Source organism: Aliihoeflea sp., assembly GCF_052435475.1.
Classification (GTDB): Bacteria; Pseudomonadota; Alphaproteobacteria; order Rhizobiales; family Rhizobiaceae; genus Aliihoeflea.
Genome location: NZ_JBQVMV010000002.1, coordinates 431,288 through 448,295, shown reverse-complemented (window position 1 = coordinate 448,295; position 17,008 = coordinate 431,288). Strand labels below are relative to the sequence as shown.

General features: G+C 63.9%; 14 protein-coding genes and 1 tRNA gene. 6 read left to right on the top strand and 9 right to left on the bottom strand.

Going from position 1 to position 17,008, the window contains the following annotated elements; all coding sequences use genetic code 11:
- Positions 1-73: 73 nt before the first annotated feature.
- The gene (gene lexA / locus ACT6QU_RS05240; protein WP_444562958.1) at positions 74-778 is read left to right on the top strand and encodes a transcriptional repressor LexA; all 705 of its coding nucleotides are present in this window, start codon (positions 74-76) and stop codon (positions 776-778) included.
- A gap of 12 nt (positions 779-790) precedes the next feature.
- On the opposite strand, the gene ACT6QU_RS05235 is transcribed toward lexA, so the two are convergent.
- Positions 791-3,124, bottom strand: a complete 2,334-nt coding sequence (locus ACT6QU_RS05235; RefSeq protein ID WP_444562957.1) for a ComEC/Rec2 family competence protein — start codon at positions 3,122-3,124, stop codon at positions 791-793.
- Positions 3,125-3,242: 118 nt separating this feature from the next.
- On the opposite strand from ACT6QU_RS05235, the gene gltX reads away from it, so the two are divergent.
- Both gltX and gltA read left to right on the top strand, forming a co-directional pair.
- On the top strand, positions 3,243-4,667 hold the full coding sequence (gene gltX / locus ACT6QU_RS05230) for a glutamate--tRNA ligase (RefSeq protein WP_444562956.1): 1,425 nt from the start codon (positions 3,243-3,245) through the stop codon (positions 4,665-4,667).
- 151 nt (positions 4,668-4,818) lie between these two features.
- Positions 4,819-6,108 (top strand): citrate synthase, encoded by a 1,290-nt coding sequence (gltA, locus tag ACT6QU_RS05225; RefSeq protein WP_024585605.1) that lies wholly within the window; start codon positions 4,819-4,821, stop codon positions 6,106-6,108.
- A 45-nt stretch (positions 6,109-6,153) separates the two neighbouring features.
- Here gltA and ACT6QU_RS05220 read toward each other — a convergent pair whose 3' ends face one another.
- Positions 6,154-6,804, bottom strand: a complete 651-nt coding sequence (locus tag ACT6QU_RS05220; protein WP_444562955.1) for a hypothetical protein — start codon at positions 6,802-6,804, stop codon at positions 6,154-6,156.
- A gap of 156 nt (positions 6,805-6,960) precedes the next feature.
- Here ACT6QU_RS05220 and ACT6QU_RS05215 point away from each other — a divergent pair, with 156 nt between their 5' ends.
- The 3 genes from ACT6QU_RS05215 (at position 6,961) to ACT6QU_RS05205 (ending at position 9,485) form a co-directional block, all read left to right on the top strand.
- Positions 6,961-7,233, top strand: coding sequence for a DUF4212 domain-containing protein (locus ACT6QU_RS05215; RefSeq protein WP_024585607.1), 273 nt, complete (start codon positions 6,961-6,963; stop codon positions 7,231-7,233).
- Between the two features lie 15 nt (positions 7,234-7,248).
- Complete coding sequence (locus ACT6QU_RS05210) at positions 7,249-9,048, top strand: sodium:solute symporter family protein (RefSeq protein WP_024585608.1); 1,800 nt, start codon at positions 7,249-7,251, stop codon at positions 9,046-9,048.
- 74 nt (positions 9,049-9,122) lie between these two features.
- The gene (locus ACT6QU_RS05205; protein ID WP_444562954.1) at positions 9,123-9,485 is read left to right on the top strand and encodes a hypothetical protein; all 363 of its coding nucleotides are present in this window, start codon (positions 9,123-9,125) and stop codon (positions 9,483-9,485) included.
- Here ACT6QU_RS05205 and ACT6QU_RS05200 read toward each other — a convergent pair.
- From ACT6QU_RS05200 to ACT6QU_RS05170, 7 genes are all read right to left on the bottom strand, one after another.
- Positions 9,469-10,275: an ATP12 family chaperone protein gene (locus tag ACT6QU_RS05200; RefSeq protein ID WP_444562953.1), complete on the bottom strand. Its 807-nt coding sequence runs from the start codon at positions 10,273-10,275 to the stop codon at positions 9,469-9,471. The genes ACT6QU_RS05205 and ACT6QU_RS05200 overlap by 17 nt on opposite strands.
- Before the next feature lie 17 nt (positions 10,276-10,292).
- On the bottom strand, positions 10,293-11,216 hold the full coding sequence (locus ACT6QU_RS05195; protein ID WP_444562952.1) for a DMT family transporter: 924 nt from the start codon (positions 11,214-11,216) through the stop codon (positions 10,293-10,295).
- Positions 11,217-12,194: an RluA family pseudouridine synthase gene (locus ACT6QU_RS05190; RefSeq protein ID WP_444562951.1), complete on the bottom strand. Its 978-nt coding sequence runs from the start codon at positions 12,192-12,194 to the stop codon at positions 11,217-11,219.
- A 91-nt stretch (positions 12,195-12,285) separates the two neighbouring features.
- Positions 12,286-13,608 carry a replication-associated recombination protein A gene (locus ACT6QU_RS05185; RefSeq protein ID WP_444562950.1) on the bottom strand — a complete coding sequence of 441 codons (1,323 nt, stop codon included), beginning with the start codon at positions 13,606-13,608 and terminating at the stop codon, positions 12,286-12,288.
- Positions 13,609-13,620: 12 nt separating this feature from the next.
- Positions 13,621-15,006: a DegQ family serine endoprotease gene (locus tag ACT6QU_RS05180; protein WP_444563018.1), complete on the bottom strand. Its 1,386-nt coding sequence runs from the start codon at positions 15,004-15,006 to the stop codon at positions 13,621-13,623.
- Between the two features lie 208 nt (positions 15,007-15,214).
- Positions 15,215-16,708 (bottom strand): trigger factor, encoded by a 1,494-nt coding sequence (gene tig, locus ACT6QU_RS05175; protein WP_444836584.1) that lies wholly within the window; start codon positions 16,706-16,708, stop codon positions 15,215-15,217.
- A gap of 131 nt (positions 16,709-16,839) precedes the next feature.
- Positions 16,840-16,924: transfer RNA gene (locus ACT6QU_RS05170), tRNA-Leu, on the bottom strand.
- Positions 16,925-17,008 lie beyond the last annotated feature (84 nt).

Sequence of the window (17,008 nt, the reverse complement as noted above, 5' to 3'; positions counted from 1 at the left end):
TTGCAGAACACATGAAGAACGGTTAAGTTTGTTCTGGTTTTGTTTTTCGGCGATTCTCCTTGTAAGGACTGCCATGCTCACGCGCAAGCAACACGAACTCCTGCTCTTCATCCATCAGCGGCTGAAGGAGAGCGGCGTGCCGCCGTCCTTCGACGAAATGAAGGAGGCGCTCGGTCTGGCTTCCAAGTCCGGCATCCATCGTCTCATCACGGCACTCGAGGAGCGCGGCTTCCTGCGTCGCCTGCCGAACCGGGCACGCGCGCTCGAGGTGATCAAGCTGCCCGAATCGATCTCCCAACAGCCGCGGCGGTTCCAGCCGAGCGTCATCCAGGGCAGCCTGTCGGAAAAGCCGGCGGCCAGAGCCGAGAAGGCGCAGCCGATTCCGGTGACACGGGCGCCGGTCGAGATTCCCGTCATGGGCCGGATCGCCGCCGGCGTCCCGATCGACGCGATCCAGCATGCGACCCGCGCGGTCGCCGTGCCGCCGGAGATGCTGGCGGGCGGTGAACACTACGCGCTCGACGTCCATGGCGATTCGATGATCGAGGCCGGCATCCTCGATGGCGACACGGTGATCATCCGGGCGGGTCAGTCCGCGACGCCGGGCGAAATCGTCGTTGCGCTGGTGGACGATCAGGAGGCGACCTTGAAGCGCTTCCGCCGCAAGGGCGCGTCGATCGCCCTCGAAGCCGCCAATCCGGCCTACGAGACGAAGATCTACGGGTCCGAGCGCGTCAAGGTTCAGGGCAAGCTGGTCGGGCTGCTCCGCAAGTACTGAGCGGCGGCGGGATCAATCGCGGCGATAGGGCGGCATTCCGCGCGCCTCGCGGGAGAATTGGCGGTGGCTGTGCCACGGCCGGTAAGGCTCGCGAATGGCGTGGATGATGTTTGGCAGGGCACCTGCGTTGCCCAGTTGGATTTCCGCACTGCCCCGCCGTGCCAGGTCCTGCTTCGTCACGATCGCCGCCTCTCCCGTCCGACAGACATTGCCCGCAGTCGCATCATCGATCACGATCAGCGCGGCGCTGGTACAGAATGCGAAAGCGGCGATCGCGTCCGGTACATGAGCCACTAGGCGCCCTTGCTCGTCCTGCGCGACGCATGTCTTGGCCGCGCAGGAAAAGCCCGGCACGGTCGAGGCCTGGTCAATCGCTTCGGCCGGCGTCGCCGCATCGGCAGGCGGTTGGACGCGGTCCGCATCCATTCCATGCAGCCAGTTCTGGATCGTGAAGCCGTTCGGCCGGGATCGATTGACGTGAAGCGTCCGCCCCTGGCCGGCGATGGCGACGAGCCGTCCATCCTCCGAGACAAGGACATCCGGCAGGTCGCGATTTGCGATGAGGCCGGTCCCCAGGATCAGGAATGGCAGCGCGATCAGGCGCAACTTGCCCGACAGCGCGGTCATGGCGACGAGACCGACCGTGAGCACCGCGACGGCAGCGACGGGCAGCGAACCGACGGCATCGATCGGCGAGCGCGCCGCAAACCACGCGGCGATATCGGTAACCACCCCGATTGCTGCGCCCATGACGCGCAGGGGCAGCGCCTCGAGGCCGAACGGCATCATGAGGGCCGAGAGCACCGCGAAAGGCATGATGATCGCCGAGACGATCGGCATGGCGCTGAGATTGACCCAGAGCGCGTGAGGCGAGACGCGGTGAAAGTGGTAGGCCCCATAAAGCGTCGTCGCGAGCCCGGCGATCACCGAAGTCGCGGCAAGACCAAGCATGAACTTGAACGCGCCTGCGGCAAGGCGACCGATCGCGCCGCGTTCGGCTCGCGGCGCGTCGGGCACGCGGCGCGGTTCGCTCCACCAGCCATAGGCGCCGATGAGTGCCGCCGTCGCGGCAAACGACATCTGGAAGCTCGGTCCGACGACTTCGTGCGGCGATATCGCGATGACGATAATCGCGGAAATCGCCAGATTGCGCATCGTGATGGCCGCCCGGTCGAAGAGAATCGCGACGAGCATCACCGCCAGCATGATGTAGCTGCGTTGCGCGGCAACGGCGCCTCCGGAAATTCCCAGATAGAGCGTGGCGGCAATCAGCGCGACGATGGCGGCGTATTTTTTGACCGGGCGACGTGACGCAAACACCGGAAAGAGCGCCAGACCGCCCCTTATGGCCACGAGCACCGTGCCGGCGACGAGCGCCATGTGCAATCCGGAGATAGACAGGATGTGGGCAAGCCCTGTCTTGCGCAGGTCCTCGTTGACCGTTTCGGGTATTCCCGCACGCACGCCGGCAGTAAGCGTGGCTGCAATTTCGCCTTCCGCTCCCGAGAGAACGGCACGCACCCGAGCGGCGATGGCGAGGCGTACGGCTTCGAGCCGCAGGACCAGCGTCTCGCGCAGGTCGGGCGGCGGCGAAGAGGCGGCGAGCTCGGGATCGCGCAGGAAGAATCCGATTGCGCCGATGCCGTCGAAATAGCTGTTATAGGCGAAATCATAGCCGCCTGGCCGCACCGGGCCGGAAGGTGGCATCAGGCGGGCGATGCCGACGATCGTCATGCCGAGTTGCAGCTCGGCCGGCACGTTCCGTGCGGAGAGACGAACCCGGTCGGGCGCGTAGCGCAGTTCGGGCCGCGCCGTCGATGCGACATCCAGTGTCAGGCGCGTGCGACCGGTCGCCTGATGCTCGATGCGTACCACGCGCCCCGTCACCTCGGTTCCGATCTCCGATCCCATCATCGCCGTGCCGGTCCGCCATGTCTCCAGTCCAGCGAGCCCGACGCCTGCCATGGTGGCGAAAAGGGCGAGAACGATGAACGATATCGCGGGCCAGGCACGGCAAAGAGACGCCAGCAGCAAGAGCGCTGCCAGCGCCGACACTACGAGCCAAAGCGAGGGCTCGAACGGCAGCGCGCCGTAAACCACAACGCCAACCGCCATAGCGACCGGCAAAAGGATGAAGCCCGTACCGCGATCGCGCTCGTCGGAGACCGCGCGGGCCGCTGCCGCGCCAATCGGGAGGGTTCGCGCTGAAACTTCTCGTCGTGTGACCGGGGCCGCATCGAGCGGCGTGGCGGTTTCGGTGTGAACAAGGATCATGCCGTCCACGTCCGCCTCGCCGGGCGGAACGAAGGCGCGCCATTCTTCGTCCTGACGCGTGTCCCCGGCCATATCCCCTGCCCGCCCGCTTGCGCCTCAAGCCGCCTATGCTACATGAGCCACCACGAATGGCCACAGCGCCCGCGACGCGGCCGAGCCGTGCGCCTCCCCAAGTTCTCCAGGAGCAATCATGTCCTCCAAGGTCGTCACCCGCTTTGCCCCCTCGCCGACCGGCTATCTGCACATCGGCGGCGCGCGCACCGCGCTTTTCAACTGGCTCTATGCCAAGCACACGGGCGGCGAGATGTTGCTGCGGATCGAGGATACCGACCGTGAGCGTTCCACCGACGCCGCGACCGCCGCGATCCTCGACGGGCTGAAATGGCTCGGGCTGGACTGGGACGGCGAGCCTGTCTCGCAGTTCGAGCGCGCCGACCGCCATCGCGAGATCGGCGAGGAGTTGGTGAAGAGCGGCAAGGCGTATTACTGCTATGCCTCTCCCGAGGAACTGACCGAGATGCGGGAGAAGGCGCGTGCCGAGGGCAAGCCGCCGCGCTATGACGGGCGCTGGCGCGACCGCGATCCGTCCGAGGCGCCCGCCGGCGTCAAGCCTGTCGTTCGCATCAAGGCGCCGCAGGAGGGCTTCACCATCGTCGCCGACAAGGTTCAGGGCGAGGTTCGCTTTCCCAACAAGGACCTGGACGATTTCATCATCCTGCGCTCGGACGGCAACCCGACCTACATGCACGCCGTCGTGGTCGACGACCACGACATGGGCGTCACCCACATCATTCGCGGCGACGACCACCTGACCAACGCGGCGCGACAGACCATCATCTACCAGGCGATGGGCTGGGACGTTCCGGTCATGGCCCACATCCCGCTGATCCATGGTGCAGATGGCGCGAAGCTGTCCAAGCGCCATGGTGCGCTCGGCGTCGAGGCCTATCGCGAGATGGGCTACCTGCCGGCGGCACTGCGCAACTATCTCGTCCGTCTTGGCTGGAGCCATGGCGACGACGAGATCATGACGCTCGACCAGATGATCGAATGGTTCGAAATCGAGGACGTCAACAAGGGTGCGGCCCGCTTCGACTTCGCTAAGCTGGAGGCGCTCAACGGCGTCCATATGCGCCAGAGCGACGATGCCGAGCTTCTCGGCGCATTCGAGGCGACCCTGCCCTACCTTCCCGGAGGCGCCGAGATGGTCGCGGCCTTGACGCCTCAGCGTCGCGCGCAGCTTCTGGCGGCGATGTCCGGTCTCAAGGATCGCGCCAAGACGCTTGTCGAGCTGAAGGACGGCGCGGCTTTCCTGTTCGCTGAGCGGCCCCTGCCGATGGAAGAGAAGGCTGAGCAGATTCTCGCCGATGGCGGCCGCGACGTCGTTCGCGACCTCCTGCCCCGGCTGGAAGCCGTCGGCGAATGGAGCGCATCCGAGACGGAAGCCGCGGTTCGCAATTATGCGGAGGAGACCGGATTGAAGCTGGGCAAGGCGGCACAACCCCTGCGCGCAGCCTTGACCGGCCGCTCCGTTTCGCCTGGCGTTTTCGACGTTCTGGCCGTTCTGGGTCGTGAGGAAAGTCTCGGCCGGCTTCGCGATCAGGCCGAAAAGTGAAGAGCTTTTCGCAGCGCAGCATGTAACTGTCGGTGAACTTGGCACGGCAATGCAAATGCGCTAGCTAGAGCGCGCACGGCGGGTCGTCGGTTATGTTTCATGACAATGATGCACTGCCAAAGAAAGTCTTCCGCATGAATGAGGTGTTGATATGACTGAAGGGACGGCGAAACTCGAATTCGGTGGCGATTCCCACGAATTCAAGGTGCGGAAAGGCTCTGTCGGTCCGGACGTCATCGACATCGCGACGCTCTACAAGAACACCGGTGCCTTCACCTACGATCCCGGCTTCACCTCGACCGCGAGCTGCGAATCGGAAATCACCTATATCGACGGCGACGAAGGTATTCTCCTTCATCGCGGTTACCCGATCGACCAGCTCGCCGAGCATGGCGATTTCCTCGAAACCTGCTACCTGCTGCTCTACGGCGAACTGCCGACCAAGGCGCAGAAGGAGGATTTCGACTATCGCGTCACGCACCACACCATGGTGCACGAGCAGCTTTCGCGCTTCTTCACCGGCTTTCGCCGCGACGCCCACCCGATGGCCGTCATGTGCGGCGTCGTCGGCGCGCTGTCGGCCTTCTACCACGACTCGACCGACATCTCGGACCCGCATCACCGCATGGTCGCCTCGATCCGGCTGATCGCGAAGATGCCGACGATCGCCGCGATGGCGTTCAAGTACCATATCGGCCAGCCCTTCGTTTATCCGAAGAACGAGCTCTCCTTCGCCGCCAACTTCCTGCACATGTGCTTCGCCGTGCCGTGCGAGGACTACAAGGTCAACCCGGTGCTGGCGCGCGCCATGGAGCGCATCTTCATCCTGCACGCCGACCACGAGCAGAACGCGTCGACCTCGACCGTTCGACTCGCCGGGTCGTCGGGCGCCAATCCGTTCGCCTGCATCGCGGCCGGCATCGCGTGCCTGTGGGGCCCTGCACATGGCGGCGCCAATGAGGCTGCGCTCAACATGCTTTCGGAGATCGGCTCGGTCGACAAAATTCCCGAATTCATCGCCCGCGCCAAGGACAAGAACGACCCGTTCCGCCTGATGGGATTCGGCCATCGGGTCTACAAAAACTACGATCCGCGCGCCAAGATCATGCAGAAGACCACGCATGAAGTCCTCGGCGAGCTCGGCATCAAGGACGATCCGCTTCTGGACGTTGCGATGGAGCTCGAGCGCATCGCGCTCACCGACGAGTATTTCATCGAGAAGAAGCTCTACCCGAACATCGACTTCTATTCGGGCATCACGCTGAAGGCGCTCGGCTTCCCCACGACCATGTTCACCGTTCTGTTCGCGCTCGCGCGCACGGTCGGCTGGGTCGCGCAGTGGAAGGAGATGATCGAGGACCCGAACCAGAAGATCGGCCGCCCGCGCCAGCTCTACACCGGCCATGCCGAACGCGACTACGTGCCGATCGCCAAGCGCTGATCAGCGGCACATAGGACGACGAAGGGGCGCTGCGGCGCCCCTTTTTCATGTCCGGTTGCGAAAATCGGCGGCGACTGCGTCGCGGTCGATCATCCTGCGGTAGTCGCGCCGGATTTCGATCCATGCGAACTTCAGCGAATTCTCGACGATTTCGCGGTCGTAGGCCTTGAGCTGGGGGGCGATCGGCGCCCATTCGACGAGCGTTGCCGGGCTCGTGTCGAAGACGTTCGCACCGGCGGCGACATTGTCCCAATGGATGCCGTCGATCCGGGCACCGAACGCGGTGCGCCAGTCCTGCTCGGCGCCGGCGTGGGCGAGTTGTTCGGCATTGCCGCGCAGGCCCGCCTCGTGGCACTCGTGCGCAAGCATGTTCTTCTGTTCGCGCGACAGTCGACCCTGCGCCCCGACATCGGCGACGGCGAAGATCGTCATGTCGGACAGACAGGACGCGAAGATGTGTGCCTTTGCGATGTTGATCGAGGCGATGAACTGGTCGTCCTCGAACATCGAGGGATAGCGCGTTCCCATACGTGTCTTCAGGTAGCCGTAGAGCTTCTTCTGCGCGACGAAGGCCGAGCGCGCAGAAACGAAGTGCTCGAAGGTCTCGACATCGTCCAGCTTCCGTGCGCGCGCATTGAAGCCGAACATGCCCGCCAGAACGCGGCCGGCCTCCTGTGCTTTTTCCAGTATTGCCAAGTCCTCACCTCCCTGTGGGTACGACCAATGTCTCAATTCCATTCGCCGGACACTTGACCGACACTTTGCCGTCACGATTGCGATTCCATCGCCGGGAGGCGGCAATCGGGCTGTTGGCGGAGAGGTCGCTAACACAATTTGAGGGAGGAGGACACCATGTCCGCTGACAATAGGGAAATCCCCCAGGACGTGAGAGATCGCTACTGGGCAAAGACCAGGAATCTGACGGTCGTCATTTTGATTCTCTGGTTCATCTTTTCCATCGTGGTCCCGCTGATGGTGCGGCCACTCAATGAAATCACGTTTATGGGCTTTCCGCTTGGCTTCTACATGATCTGCCAAGGTTCGCTCATTGCGTTCGTCCTGCTCGTGTTCTTCCAGAACTGGCGGCAGGACCAGATCGACGACGAATTCGGCGTCGGCGATTAAGGGGGGAATGACGCAATGAACGGGAGTTTTCTCGACAATCTCGGCCGGGTCTACGGCCTCTACACAGGCGGATTTCTCGTCTTCATCCTGCTGATGGCCGTCCTTGAACAGATGGGCGTCGGCGCCGATACGATCGGCATTCTCTTCGTCGCCTTCACCATTTTCATCTACGCGGCCATCGGCTGGATGTCGCGCACGATGGAAGTGGAAGCCTATTACGTCGCCGGTCGTCAGGTGCCCGCCGTCTACAACGGCATGGCGACTGCGGCGGACTGGATGTCCGGTGCGTCCTTCGTGGCGATGGCCGGCGGTATCTATTTCGGCGGCTACAGCTACCTCGCCTTCGTCGTCGGCTGGACCGGCGGCTACATCCTCGTGAACTCGCTGATGGCGCCCTACCTGCGCAAGTTCGGCTGCTACACGGTGCCGGACTACATCGGCACGCGCTATGGCGGCAACTTCGCGCGCATTTTGGCCGTCGTCATCCTGGTCGCCGCATCCTTCACCTATGTGACGGCGCAGATCACCGCAACCGGCACGATCGCCGCGCGCGCACTGCACATTCCGTTCTCCTGGGGCGTATGGTTCGGCCTCTTCGGCATCCTGGTCTGCTCCATGCTCGGCGGTATGCGCGCCGTCACATGGACGCAGGTCGCGCAGTACATCGTGCTGATCATCGCCTACCTGGTGCCGGTCATCTGGATGTCGAACGTCCAGGGCTTCGGCATCATTCCGCACTTCTCCTATGGCGAAGCGGTCCAGACCATCACGGAGCTCGAGGCTCAGTATGGGCTGACGGCACCGCCTGAGGGCGTTGCGGGCATGAAGGCGCTGGTCACACCGCATGTCGAGCCGACAGGCGCATTGGCCGAATGGCGCTTCATCACCTTGGCCATCTGCATGATGGCAGGTACGGCATCGCTGCCGCACATCCTGATGCGCTACTTCACCACGCCTTCCGTGCGGTCCGCCCGCAAGTCGGTCGCATGGTCGCTGCTCTTCATTTTCCTGCTGTACTTCACGGCGCCGGCTCTGGCCACGCTGACGAAGCTGCAGCTTCTGGATCCGTCGCTGCCGACGGCCATCATCGGCAAGACGATTGAGGAAGTTCAGGCCCTTGCCTGGGTCCAGAACTGGAGCAGCGTCAACTTCCTGGCGATCATCGACCACAATGGCGACGGCATTCTCCAGCTCAACGAGTTCTTCATGCGTGAAGACATCGTCGTCCTGGCAACGCCGGAAATCGCGGGCCTGCCCTACGTCATCTCCGGCCTCGTTGCCGCAGGCGGCATGGCGGCTGCAATGTCGACGGCAGACGGTCTGCTGCTCGCCATCGCCAACGCGCTCAGCCACGACCTTTACTACAAGGTCATCGATCCGAAGGCCGACACGAAGCACCGCCTGATCGTCGCGCGCGTTCTTCTGGTGATCATCGGTGCCGCAGGTGCCTTCATGGCTGCGATGCAGCTAACCGGCATTCTCGGCGCGGTTGCATGGGCCTTCTGCTTTGCCTGTTCGGGCCTCTTCTTCCCGCTCGTTCTCGGCGTGTGGTGGAAGCGGGCGAATACGCAAGGCGCGATCGCCGGCATGGCAGCGGGCTTCATCTCCGGCACGATCTACCTGTGGTACGTCTATACGGGTGGAGCGCCGATCATGGGTCTCGACGATCTGCGGTTCGGCATCATCGGCATGGCCTTCAGCCTCGTCGCGATGGTTACCGTCACCTTGATGACGCCGGAGCCCGATGCGGAAATCCAGCGCATGGTCGACGAAACCCGCATTCCGACGGGTAAGCCGATCCTGGACCCGCACTAAGGCCCAGTTGCAAACGCCGCAGGGGCGGGACATCGTCCCGCCCCTGCCCTTTTTCTCAATGAACGATTCGGTCGATGGAACAGGTACTTGGAAGTTTCCCGCTCTGGGTGATCGTCGTCGACTACGTGCTCGGCGTCATCATGTGGACGCTAATCGGGCGGGCGGCGATGAACGTCTTCCTGTCGGAAGATTCGAACTTCTTCTTCATGCGCTTCTTCGTGCGCTCGACGAATTCGATCCTGCGCGTATTCCGGCCGATCACGCCAAGCTTCCTGCTCGAACCGCTGATCCCGCTCTACGTCGCGTGGTTCTTCTTCCTGTTCCGATTCTACGTGATGCCGTGGTTGCTCGGCTATTCGGTGATGGGCATGCTGTCCTTCCCGCTCGAAAGCGAGATTGCGCGCGCCATCCAGGCGTTCCTCACGCCGCGGTCGTAGCCTTCAAAGCATCGATCAGCGCGGCGGCCGCGAGCATGTCACGCTTCTTGGCGGCGCGCATCCGTGCAGCCTCGCCATCCTCGCCCCACTGCGCGGTGTTCCAGTCCTCGTCGACATGGGCAGCCGCCCAGCCCTCTTCCGGCGAAAGCTCCCCCGCATCGACCGCGAGCGCGATCAGCGCCGAACCGGTGAGCGACGTCATGACGTGCAGCGCCGACAGGCGGAACGGTTCTTCGCGCATCTTCAGGTGAATGCCGATGGCGCCTATGGCCTCGCGCGGCTGGTCGACATGCTTGACGCCCTCCGCGAGAACGAACCGCGCGCCAAGGCCGTCGCGCGCCCAGTCGATGATTCCGTCCCAGGCTTCGCTTTGGCGCTCGACCAGCGATTCCGGCCCGTCGGCGCGGTAGCAGACCAGGTCGGTCGAGGAGTAACGAAGGATGTCTTCGAGTACGGCCTGCGCGTCTGTCGAAACGCCATCGATGGCGGTGTTGGCAATGCGCAGAACCGGCATGTCGAATGGATTGATTTCGTCGGCCTGCGCGTCGAACTCATCGGCGACGAGCCGCGCGGCGGCCTCGGTCGGCAGCGCAAGCACGGCGCGTCCGGGCGTTCGGACCTGCTTGCCATCAAGTTCCACTGCGAACGTGCCGCTGGCGGCGTCCTGCCGGACCGAAGCCGCCTTGTAGAAGCGCTTGGGAAGCGGCGTACGCATCTGCTTTTGGGCCCGCTTCATCGGGTTTTCGTCCGAAACGAACGGGGTGTCGAGATCGCTCAGGATATCGCGCATGGTTGGTCCTCGAATGTTCAGCCGGGCGGAATGCGTCTGCGCACCGGGCGGTTGACGACGAAAAGCCCGGCGGCGATGAGCGTCAGTGCCGCGAATATGTTCATCGAAAGCGGCTCGTTCAACAGGAAGCCGCCGCATAGAACGCCGAAGGCAGGCGTCAGGAAGGCGAAGCTGGCAAGTCCGGTCGCCGGATAGGTCCGGATCATCCAGAACCAGAGGATGTAGGTGAAAGCGACCACGAAGATCGCCTGAAACAGCAGCGCGCCGGTCGCCAGAGTCGACACATCCCGCAGGATCGCGCCGCCGAAAGGCAGAAGCGGGATGGCAAAGATGACGGAAACGACGAGCTGGTACATCAGCGTCTTTTCCGCCGTCGCGTCCGACAGTTTGGATTTCTTGATGACGAGCGTCGTCGCGCCCCAAAGGATGCCGGCGGCAAGACACATGAGATCACCGCGCAGGGCCGAGGCGTCGGGCAGGCTGAGCTGATCGACGAAGACGAGCGCCACTCCGACGAACGCCATCGCCAGCCCGAGGAACTTGGTCGAAGTGATCCGCTCGCCGAGAAGGAAGTGCGCCCCGATCAGAACCCAGAACGGCATGGTGTTGATCATGAGCGCCCCGCGCGCTGCTGTCGTGTAATCGAGGCCGAAGAAGATCAGCATGAACTCGATGGCAAACAGAGCGCCGGCAAGGAGTCCCGGCCACAGCGTCCCATCACGCTCGAACAGGCGGATGCCGCGCCAGACGCACCAGCCATAGACCAGAACCGCCGCGATGCCCGAGCGGGCAAGCGTCAGGAAGATGGGGCTGTAGCCGGTATTGGCAACCTTGATGGCGACCTGATTCAGGCCCCAGGAAAAGGTCAGCATGATCATCATGGCAACGGCGAATCCGTCGATCGCCGCGCGTCGGTCAATCGCCGTTCCTGCCTCGCTCATTCAGTCGTCCGCCGAATTCTCGTCGAAGCCGAGGAGGTTCCAGCTCTGCTTCATATGGGGCGGCAATTGCGCTGTGACGTCGATCTTGCCGCCATCAGGATGCGGAATGATGATCCGGCGCGCGTGAAGGTGCAGGCGCTTCTGCATGCCTCCGGGGAAATCGTAATTCCTGTCGGCCTCGAAATATTTCGGATCGCCTAGAATTGGGCAGCCGATATGCGCGGCGTGGACGCGAAGCTGGTGCGTGCGGCCGGTATAGGGCTCCATCTCGAGCCATGACATCGTCTGCGCGGCCTGTTCGACGATGCGGTAAAAGGAGACGGCATGGTCCGCGCCCTTCTCGCCATGGTCGGCGACGCGCATCCGGTCGCCATCGATGGTGGATTCCTTGACCATCCAGGTCGAAATCTTGTCCTCGCGCTTGGGTGGCACGCCCTTGACCAGCGCCCAGTACGTCTTCTTGGTCTCGCGGTGGCGGAACGCCTCGGCAAGCTTCATCGCCGCAAGGCGCGTGCGGGCGACGACGAGGACGCCCGAGGTGTCGCGGTCGAGCCGGTGAACCAGGCGTGGCTTCTCGCCCTTCTGGCTGCGCAACGCCTCGAGCATGGAATCGACGCTTCGCGTGATGCCCGATCCGCCCTGCACAGCCAGACCGGCCGGCTTGTCGAAGACGATGACCTTCTTGTCTTCGTAGAGCGTCATCTTGGCGAGCACGTCGCCGTCTTCCTCGCCGCGCATGGTCCGCGCCGTAACCGGGCCGGCCTTGCGATCGACCGCCAACGGTGGAACCCGAACCTTCTGGCCCTCCTCGAGACGCGTGTCGGACTTGACCCGTCCGCCGTCGACGCGGACCTGGCCGGAACGCAGCAGCTTTTGTAAGGGGCCGAAGCCGAGCCCGGGGAAATGCACCTTGAACCAGCGGTCGAGGCGCATTCCTGCCTCGTCCTTTGCCACTGCGATCTGTTCAACGCCTGCCATTCTTATTCTCTTTTCGCGTATGAAGAGCGCCCATAGCACCCCAAACACGCAGGCGCGAGGTTCAAGGCGTCGAAAACTGCAATCCAGCGGCCTATCGGCCCGATTGACGCTCCACGCGCAGCTTCTGCCAATAGTCGAGGCGCTTCTTGATCTCGCGCTCGAAGCCGCGGTCCGGCGGGTCGTAGAATTTTTGGCGACCGAGCGCCTCGGGGAAATAGTCCTGACCAGAGAACGCGTCGGGCGCGTCGTGGTCGTAGAAATAGCCGGTGCCGTAGCCTTCCGACTTCATCAGCTTGGTCGGTGCATTGAGGATGTGCTTGGGCGGCAGCAGCGAGCCGTTCTCCTTGGCCGCGCGCATCGCCGCCTTGTAGGCGACGTAGACGCCGTTCGACTTCGGCGCGGTGGCCAGATAAACGCATGCCTCCGCCAGCGCCAGCTCGCCTTCCGGGGACCCGAGATAGTCGTAGGCGTCCTTGGCCGCGAGCGTGATCGCCAGCGCCTGCGGGTCGGCAAGGCCGATATCCTCCGAGGCCATGCGCACGAGGCGGCGGCCGAGATAGAGCGGGTCCTCGCCCGCATCCAGCATGCGCGCCAGATAGTAAAGCGCGGCATCCGGGTCCGAGCCGCGCACCGATTTATGCAGGGCGGAAATCAGATTGTAATGCCCGTCCTGTCCTTTGTCGTAGACAGGTGCCCGACGCTGGACGATGCGCTGCAGGCCTTGCGCGTCGAACACCTCGTCGCCGGCCGCCGCCCGCCAGATTTCCTCGGCGAGCGTCAGCGACGCGCGCCCGTCGCCGTCCGCCATGCGCAGGAGCACCGCGCGCGCTTCTTCATCGAGCGGTAGCGGCTTTTGTTCGTTCTCCTCGGCGCGGACCAGAAGCCGCTCGATGCTCTCGCCGTCCAGCGGATGGAACGTCAGCACCCGCGCCCGCGACAGAAGAGCGGCGTTGAGCTCGAAGGACGGGTTCTCCGTCGTCGCGCCGACGAGAATGACGGTGCCGTCTTCCATCACCGGCAGGAAGGAATCCTGCTGTGCGCGATTGAAACGATGAATCTCGTCGACGAAGAGAAGCGTCTGCCGCCCCTGAGCGCGCCGCAGCCGCGCCGTCTCGAACACCTTCTTCAGGTCCGCGACGCCGGAGAAGATCGCCGATATCTGCTCGAAGGCGAGGCCCGTCTCGCCGGCCAGAAGCCGTGCGACGGTCGTCTTGCCGGTCCCCGGCGGTCCCCAGAAGATCATCGAGCCGAGCGTGCCGGAGCGCAGCATGCGCGTCAGTGCCCCGCCCTCGCCGGTCAGATGCTCCTGTCCGACGACGTCGGCGAGGTTTTGCGGGCGCAGTCGGTCGGCGAGCGGCTGGCCCACCGGCCGCCGGTCATCCTGATCGTCACCTGTCGAGAAGAGATCGGCCAAGGGGTCCGTCCGTCAAAAACGCAGCGCCTGGCGCAGCAAACGCCCCTCGCGCTCCAGTGTAAAGCGCCACCAGCGAGTCTGCGCCGATGCAGCCGTTTCGAGCGCGGCCGGGCTGTCGATCTCGTCGCCATTGACCTCATGCACGATGTCACCGGGCCGAAGGCCGAGGCTGGCAGCAGGGGACGAGCGGTCGATCTCGACGATCGCGACGCCGCGCGCCTGTTCGGGCAGGCGCAGCCGCTGCGCGAGGCGCGGCGACAAATTCTCCACCGTCGCGCCTGCGAACGGGCTCGAACCGGAGATCTTCACCGCTCCACCCGCAGCCCCCTCCGGCGCGCGCACGAGCGTGATGTCCAGGTCGCGCTCCTGCGCTTGGCTCAGAACGCCGAGCCTTGCGGTCGAGCCGATGGCGAGCGTCGCGAGGCGATAACCGAGGGCGTCGGGATGCTCGATCGCACGATCGTTCAGCGCCAGCACGACGTCGCCCGGGCGCAGGCCCGCGTTGGCTGCTGGCCCTTCCGCCGCGACGCTTGCGACCAGCGCACCGCGCGGCCGGTTCATGCCGAGCGCCTCGGCGATCTGCGGCGTCACCGCCTCGAAGGTCGCGCCAAGATAGGGTCGTTCGAAATAGTCCGAGCCGACCTTGGCGGCGTCGACGACGGCGCGGACCATGTTGGACGGGATCGCAAAGCCGATGCCGATCGACCCGCCCGACTGGCTGAAGATCGCCGTGTTGATGCCGACCACCTCGCCGCTCATATTGACCAGCGCGCCGCCCGAATTGCCCGGATTGATCGCTGCATCCGTCTGGATGAAGAAGCCGAAATCGGAAATACCGATATGCGATCGGGCGAGCGCGGAGACGATGCCGCTCGTGGTGGTCTGGCCGACGCCGAACGGATTGCCGATGGCGAGCACGAGGTCGCCGACTTCCAGCGCGTCCGAATCGCCGAGCGCGATGGACGCGAACTCCTCGTCGGCCTCGATCTTCAGGATCGCGAGGTCGAGCGACTCGTCCTTCAGAAGGATTTGCGAGGTGAATTCGCGCCCGTCGGGCAGCGCCACGCGCACTTCGTCGGCATCGCGGATGACGTGGTTGTTGGTGACTACATAGCCGGATGGATCGACCATCACGCCCGAGCCGAGCGAGGATTGCACGCGCGGCGGCATCTGCCGGTTGAAGAACTGCTCGAAGAAGGGATCGCCCATGAAGGGCGAGCGCGCCTGCACCTGCTGCGAGGCGTAGACATTGACGACGGCGGGTCCGGCCTCGGCGACCAGCGGCGCGTAGGAAAGCTGAACCTCGCTCTGGCTGAACGGTAGCCGGCGTTGAGCCGGGCGCTCGCCTGCCGGCGCCTCAGCGGGCCGCTCGGTGCGCTCATTGCCGAAGCCGAACATGTCGAGCAGGCTGCGATTGCGCTCTTCCTGCGCATGCGCGGGCCCGAGCACCGTCGCTGCCATCGTCAAAGCCAAGATCAGTCGGCGCATCGCGAATCCCCTTGTCGTTTCGCGGGCAATGTCGTGTCCGATTGTGCAAAATGGAAGGCCCCGAATGCAGAAAGGGGCCCTTGCGGACCCCTTCCCTTATTCAAGCCGAACCAACGCCTTATTCGGCGTCCTTGTCCTTGGCAGCGGCCTTCTTCTTCGGCGCAGCCTTCTTCTCGGCCTTTTCAGCCTTGTCGTCGGCGTCGGCCTTCTTTTCGGCGGCCTTCTTCTTCGGCGCAGCCTTCTTTTCCGCCTTCTTGGCGTCGGCCGCTTCGTCCTCGTCCTCGGCCAGAAGCTCCTCGCGGGTCACCTTGACGTCGGTCACCTTCACCTCGTTCAGAAGGTGGTCGACGACCTTTTCCTCGAAGAGCGGGGCGCGGACATTGGCGAGCGCGGCCGGGTTGTTGCGGTAGAAGTCGTAGACTTCCTGCTGCTGGTGCTGCGGGACGCGGCGGATCTGTTCGAAGAGCGCGCGCTGCAGCTCGTCGTCGGTGACCTGAACGCCGGCCTTCTCGCCGATCTCGGCGAGGACGAGGCCGAGGCGCACGCGGCGTTCGGCAAGGCGCTGATACTCGGCGCGTGCTTCGTCTTCCGTCGTCTCTTCGTCCTCGAAGGAGCGGCCGGCCTGTTCGAGATCGCGGGTGACCTGCGTCCAGATATTGGTGAACTCGGCCTCGACCAGCTTGGACGGAGCTTCGAACTTGTACTCTTCGTCGAGCGCGTCGAGGAGCTGGCGCTTGGCCTTCTGGCGGGTCAGCGCGCCGAACTGGGTCTCGATCTGGCCCTTGATGATCTCGCGCAGCTTCTCGGCCGATTCGAGACCGAGCTGCTGGGCGACTTCGTCGGTGACCTCGAGGTCGCCCGGCTTGGCGACTTCCTTGACCGTGACGTCGAAGGTCGCTTCCTTGCCCGCGAGGTTCTGCGCGCCGTAATCGGCCGGGAAGGTCACGTTGATCGTCTTCTCGTCGCCGGCCTTCATGCCGACGACCTGGTCCTCGAAGCCGGGGATGAACTGGTTGGAACCGAGCACGAGATTGGCGTCTTCGGCAGCGCCGCCGTCGAAGGCTTCGCCGTCGATCTTACCGACGAAATCGATCGTGACGCGGTCGCCTTCGGCAGCCTTGCCCTTCTTGGTCTCGTAGGTGCGCGCGGATTCGGCGACCTTCTTGACCTGCTCCTCGATCTCCTCTTCCGGCACGTCATAGACCTGACGGGTGATCTTGACGGACGAAAGGTCCTTGGTCTCGATCGCCGGGATAACTTCGTAGTCGATCGAGAACTCGAAATCCTGGCCACCGGAGAGGATCTTCTCGGCTTCCTTCTCGTCCTCGGTCATGGTGACCTCGGGCTGCATCGCGGCCTTCTCGCCGCGGTCGGCGAGAATGTTGCGCGGCGAGGACGAGATGATCTCGTTGACGACTTCGGCCATGAAGGAGCGGCCGTACATCTTGCGCAGGTGCTGGACCGGAACCTTGCCAGGACGGAACCCGTTCAGGCGCACCTTGCCCTTGGCGTCGGACAGCCGCTCCATGAGCTTGGCTTCCATGTCCTTGGCCGGCACGGACACCTTGATCTGGCGCTTCAGCCCGGAATTGAGCGTTTCGGTAACCTGCATCTTACAACCTTTGCTATCGCATGCTGCTGTCGCGACGGCGCGCCGCCCAGCCTGCTGAATTCTTGTGGCTTGAACGTCTCAGCCCCATCCGAACCGGGCCGACGCTCAATTTCATTTCCCCGGGTGGCCGTTGGTGCGGGTGGAGGGACTTGAACCCCCACGCTTTTCAGCGCTTGGACCTAAACCAAGTGCGTCTGCCAATTCCGCCACACCCGCTTCACGAGCAGTCAGCCCTTGAAATCGGCTGGTTCTATATCACCGGCTCATGATCGATCAAAGGAAAATTGCCCCGAAAACGGG

Excerpts from the sequence above, each read along its gene's own strand:
- tig (WP_444836584.1), bottom strand. The coding sequence starts at position 16,708 with ATGCAGGTTACCGAAACGCTCAATTCCGGGCTGAAGCGCCAGATCAAG.
- ACT6QU_RS05210 (WP_024585608.1), top strand. The coding sequence starts at position 7,249 with ATGAACGGGAGTTTTCTCGACAATCTCGGCCGGGTCTACGGCCTCTAC.
- gltA (WP_024585605.1), top strand. The coding sequence starts at position 4,819 with ATGACTGAAGGGACGGCGAAACTCGAATTCGGTGGCGATTCCCACGAA.
- ACT6QU_RS05215 (WP_024585607.1), top strand. The coding sequence starts at position 6,961 with ATGTCCGCTGACAATAGGGAAATCCCCCAGGACGTGAGAGATCGCTAC.
- lexA (WP_444562958.1), top strand. The coding sequence starts at position 74 with ATGCTCACGCGCAAGCAACACGAACTCCTGCTCTTCATCCATCAGCGG.
- ACT6QU_RS05205 (WP_444562954.1), top strand. The coding sequence starts at position 9,123 with ATGGAACAGGTACTTGGAAGTTTCCCGCTCTGGGTGATCGTCGTCGAC.
- ACT6QU_RS05190 (WP_444562951.1), bottom strand. The coding sequence starts at position 12,194 with ATGGCAGGCGTTGAACAGATCGCAGTGGCAAAGGACGAGGCAGGAATG.
- ACT6QU_RS05195 (WP_444562952.1), bottom strand. The coding sequence starts at position 11,216 with ATGAGCGAGGCAGGAACGGCGATTGACCGACGCGCGGCGATCGACGGA.
- ACT6QU_RS05200 (WP_444562953.1), bottom strand. The coding sequence starts at position 10,275 with ATGCGCGATATCCTGAGCGATCTCGACACCCCGTTCGTTTCGGACGAA.
- gltX (WP_444562956.1), top strand. The coding sequence starts at position 3,243 with ATGTCCTCCAAGGTCGTCACCCGCTTTGCCCCCTCGCCGACCGGCTAT.
- ACT6QU_RS05180 (WP_444563018.1), bottom strand. The coding sequence starts at position 15,006 with ATGTTCGGCTTCGGCAATGAGCGCACCGAGCGGCCCGCTGAGGCGCCG.
- ACT6QU_RS05235 (WP_444562957.1), bottom strand. The coding sequence starts at position 3,124 with ATGGCCGGGGACACGCGTCAGGACGAAGAATGGCGCGCCTTCGTTCCG.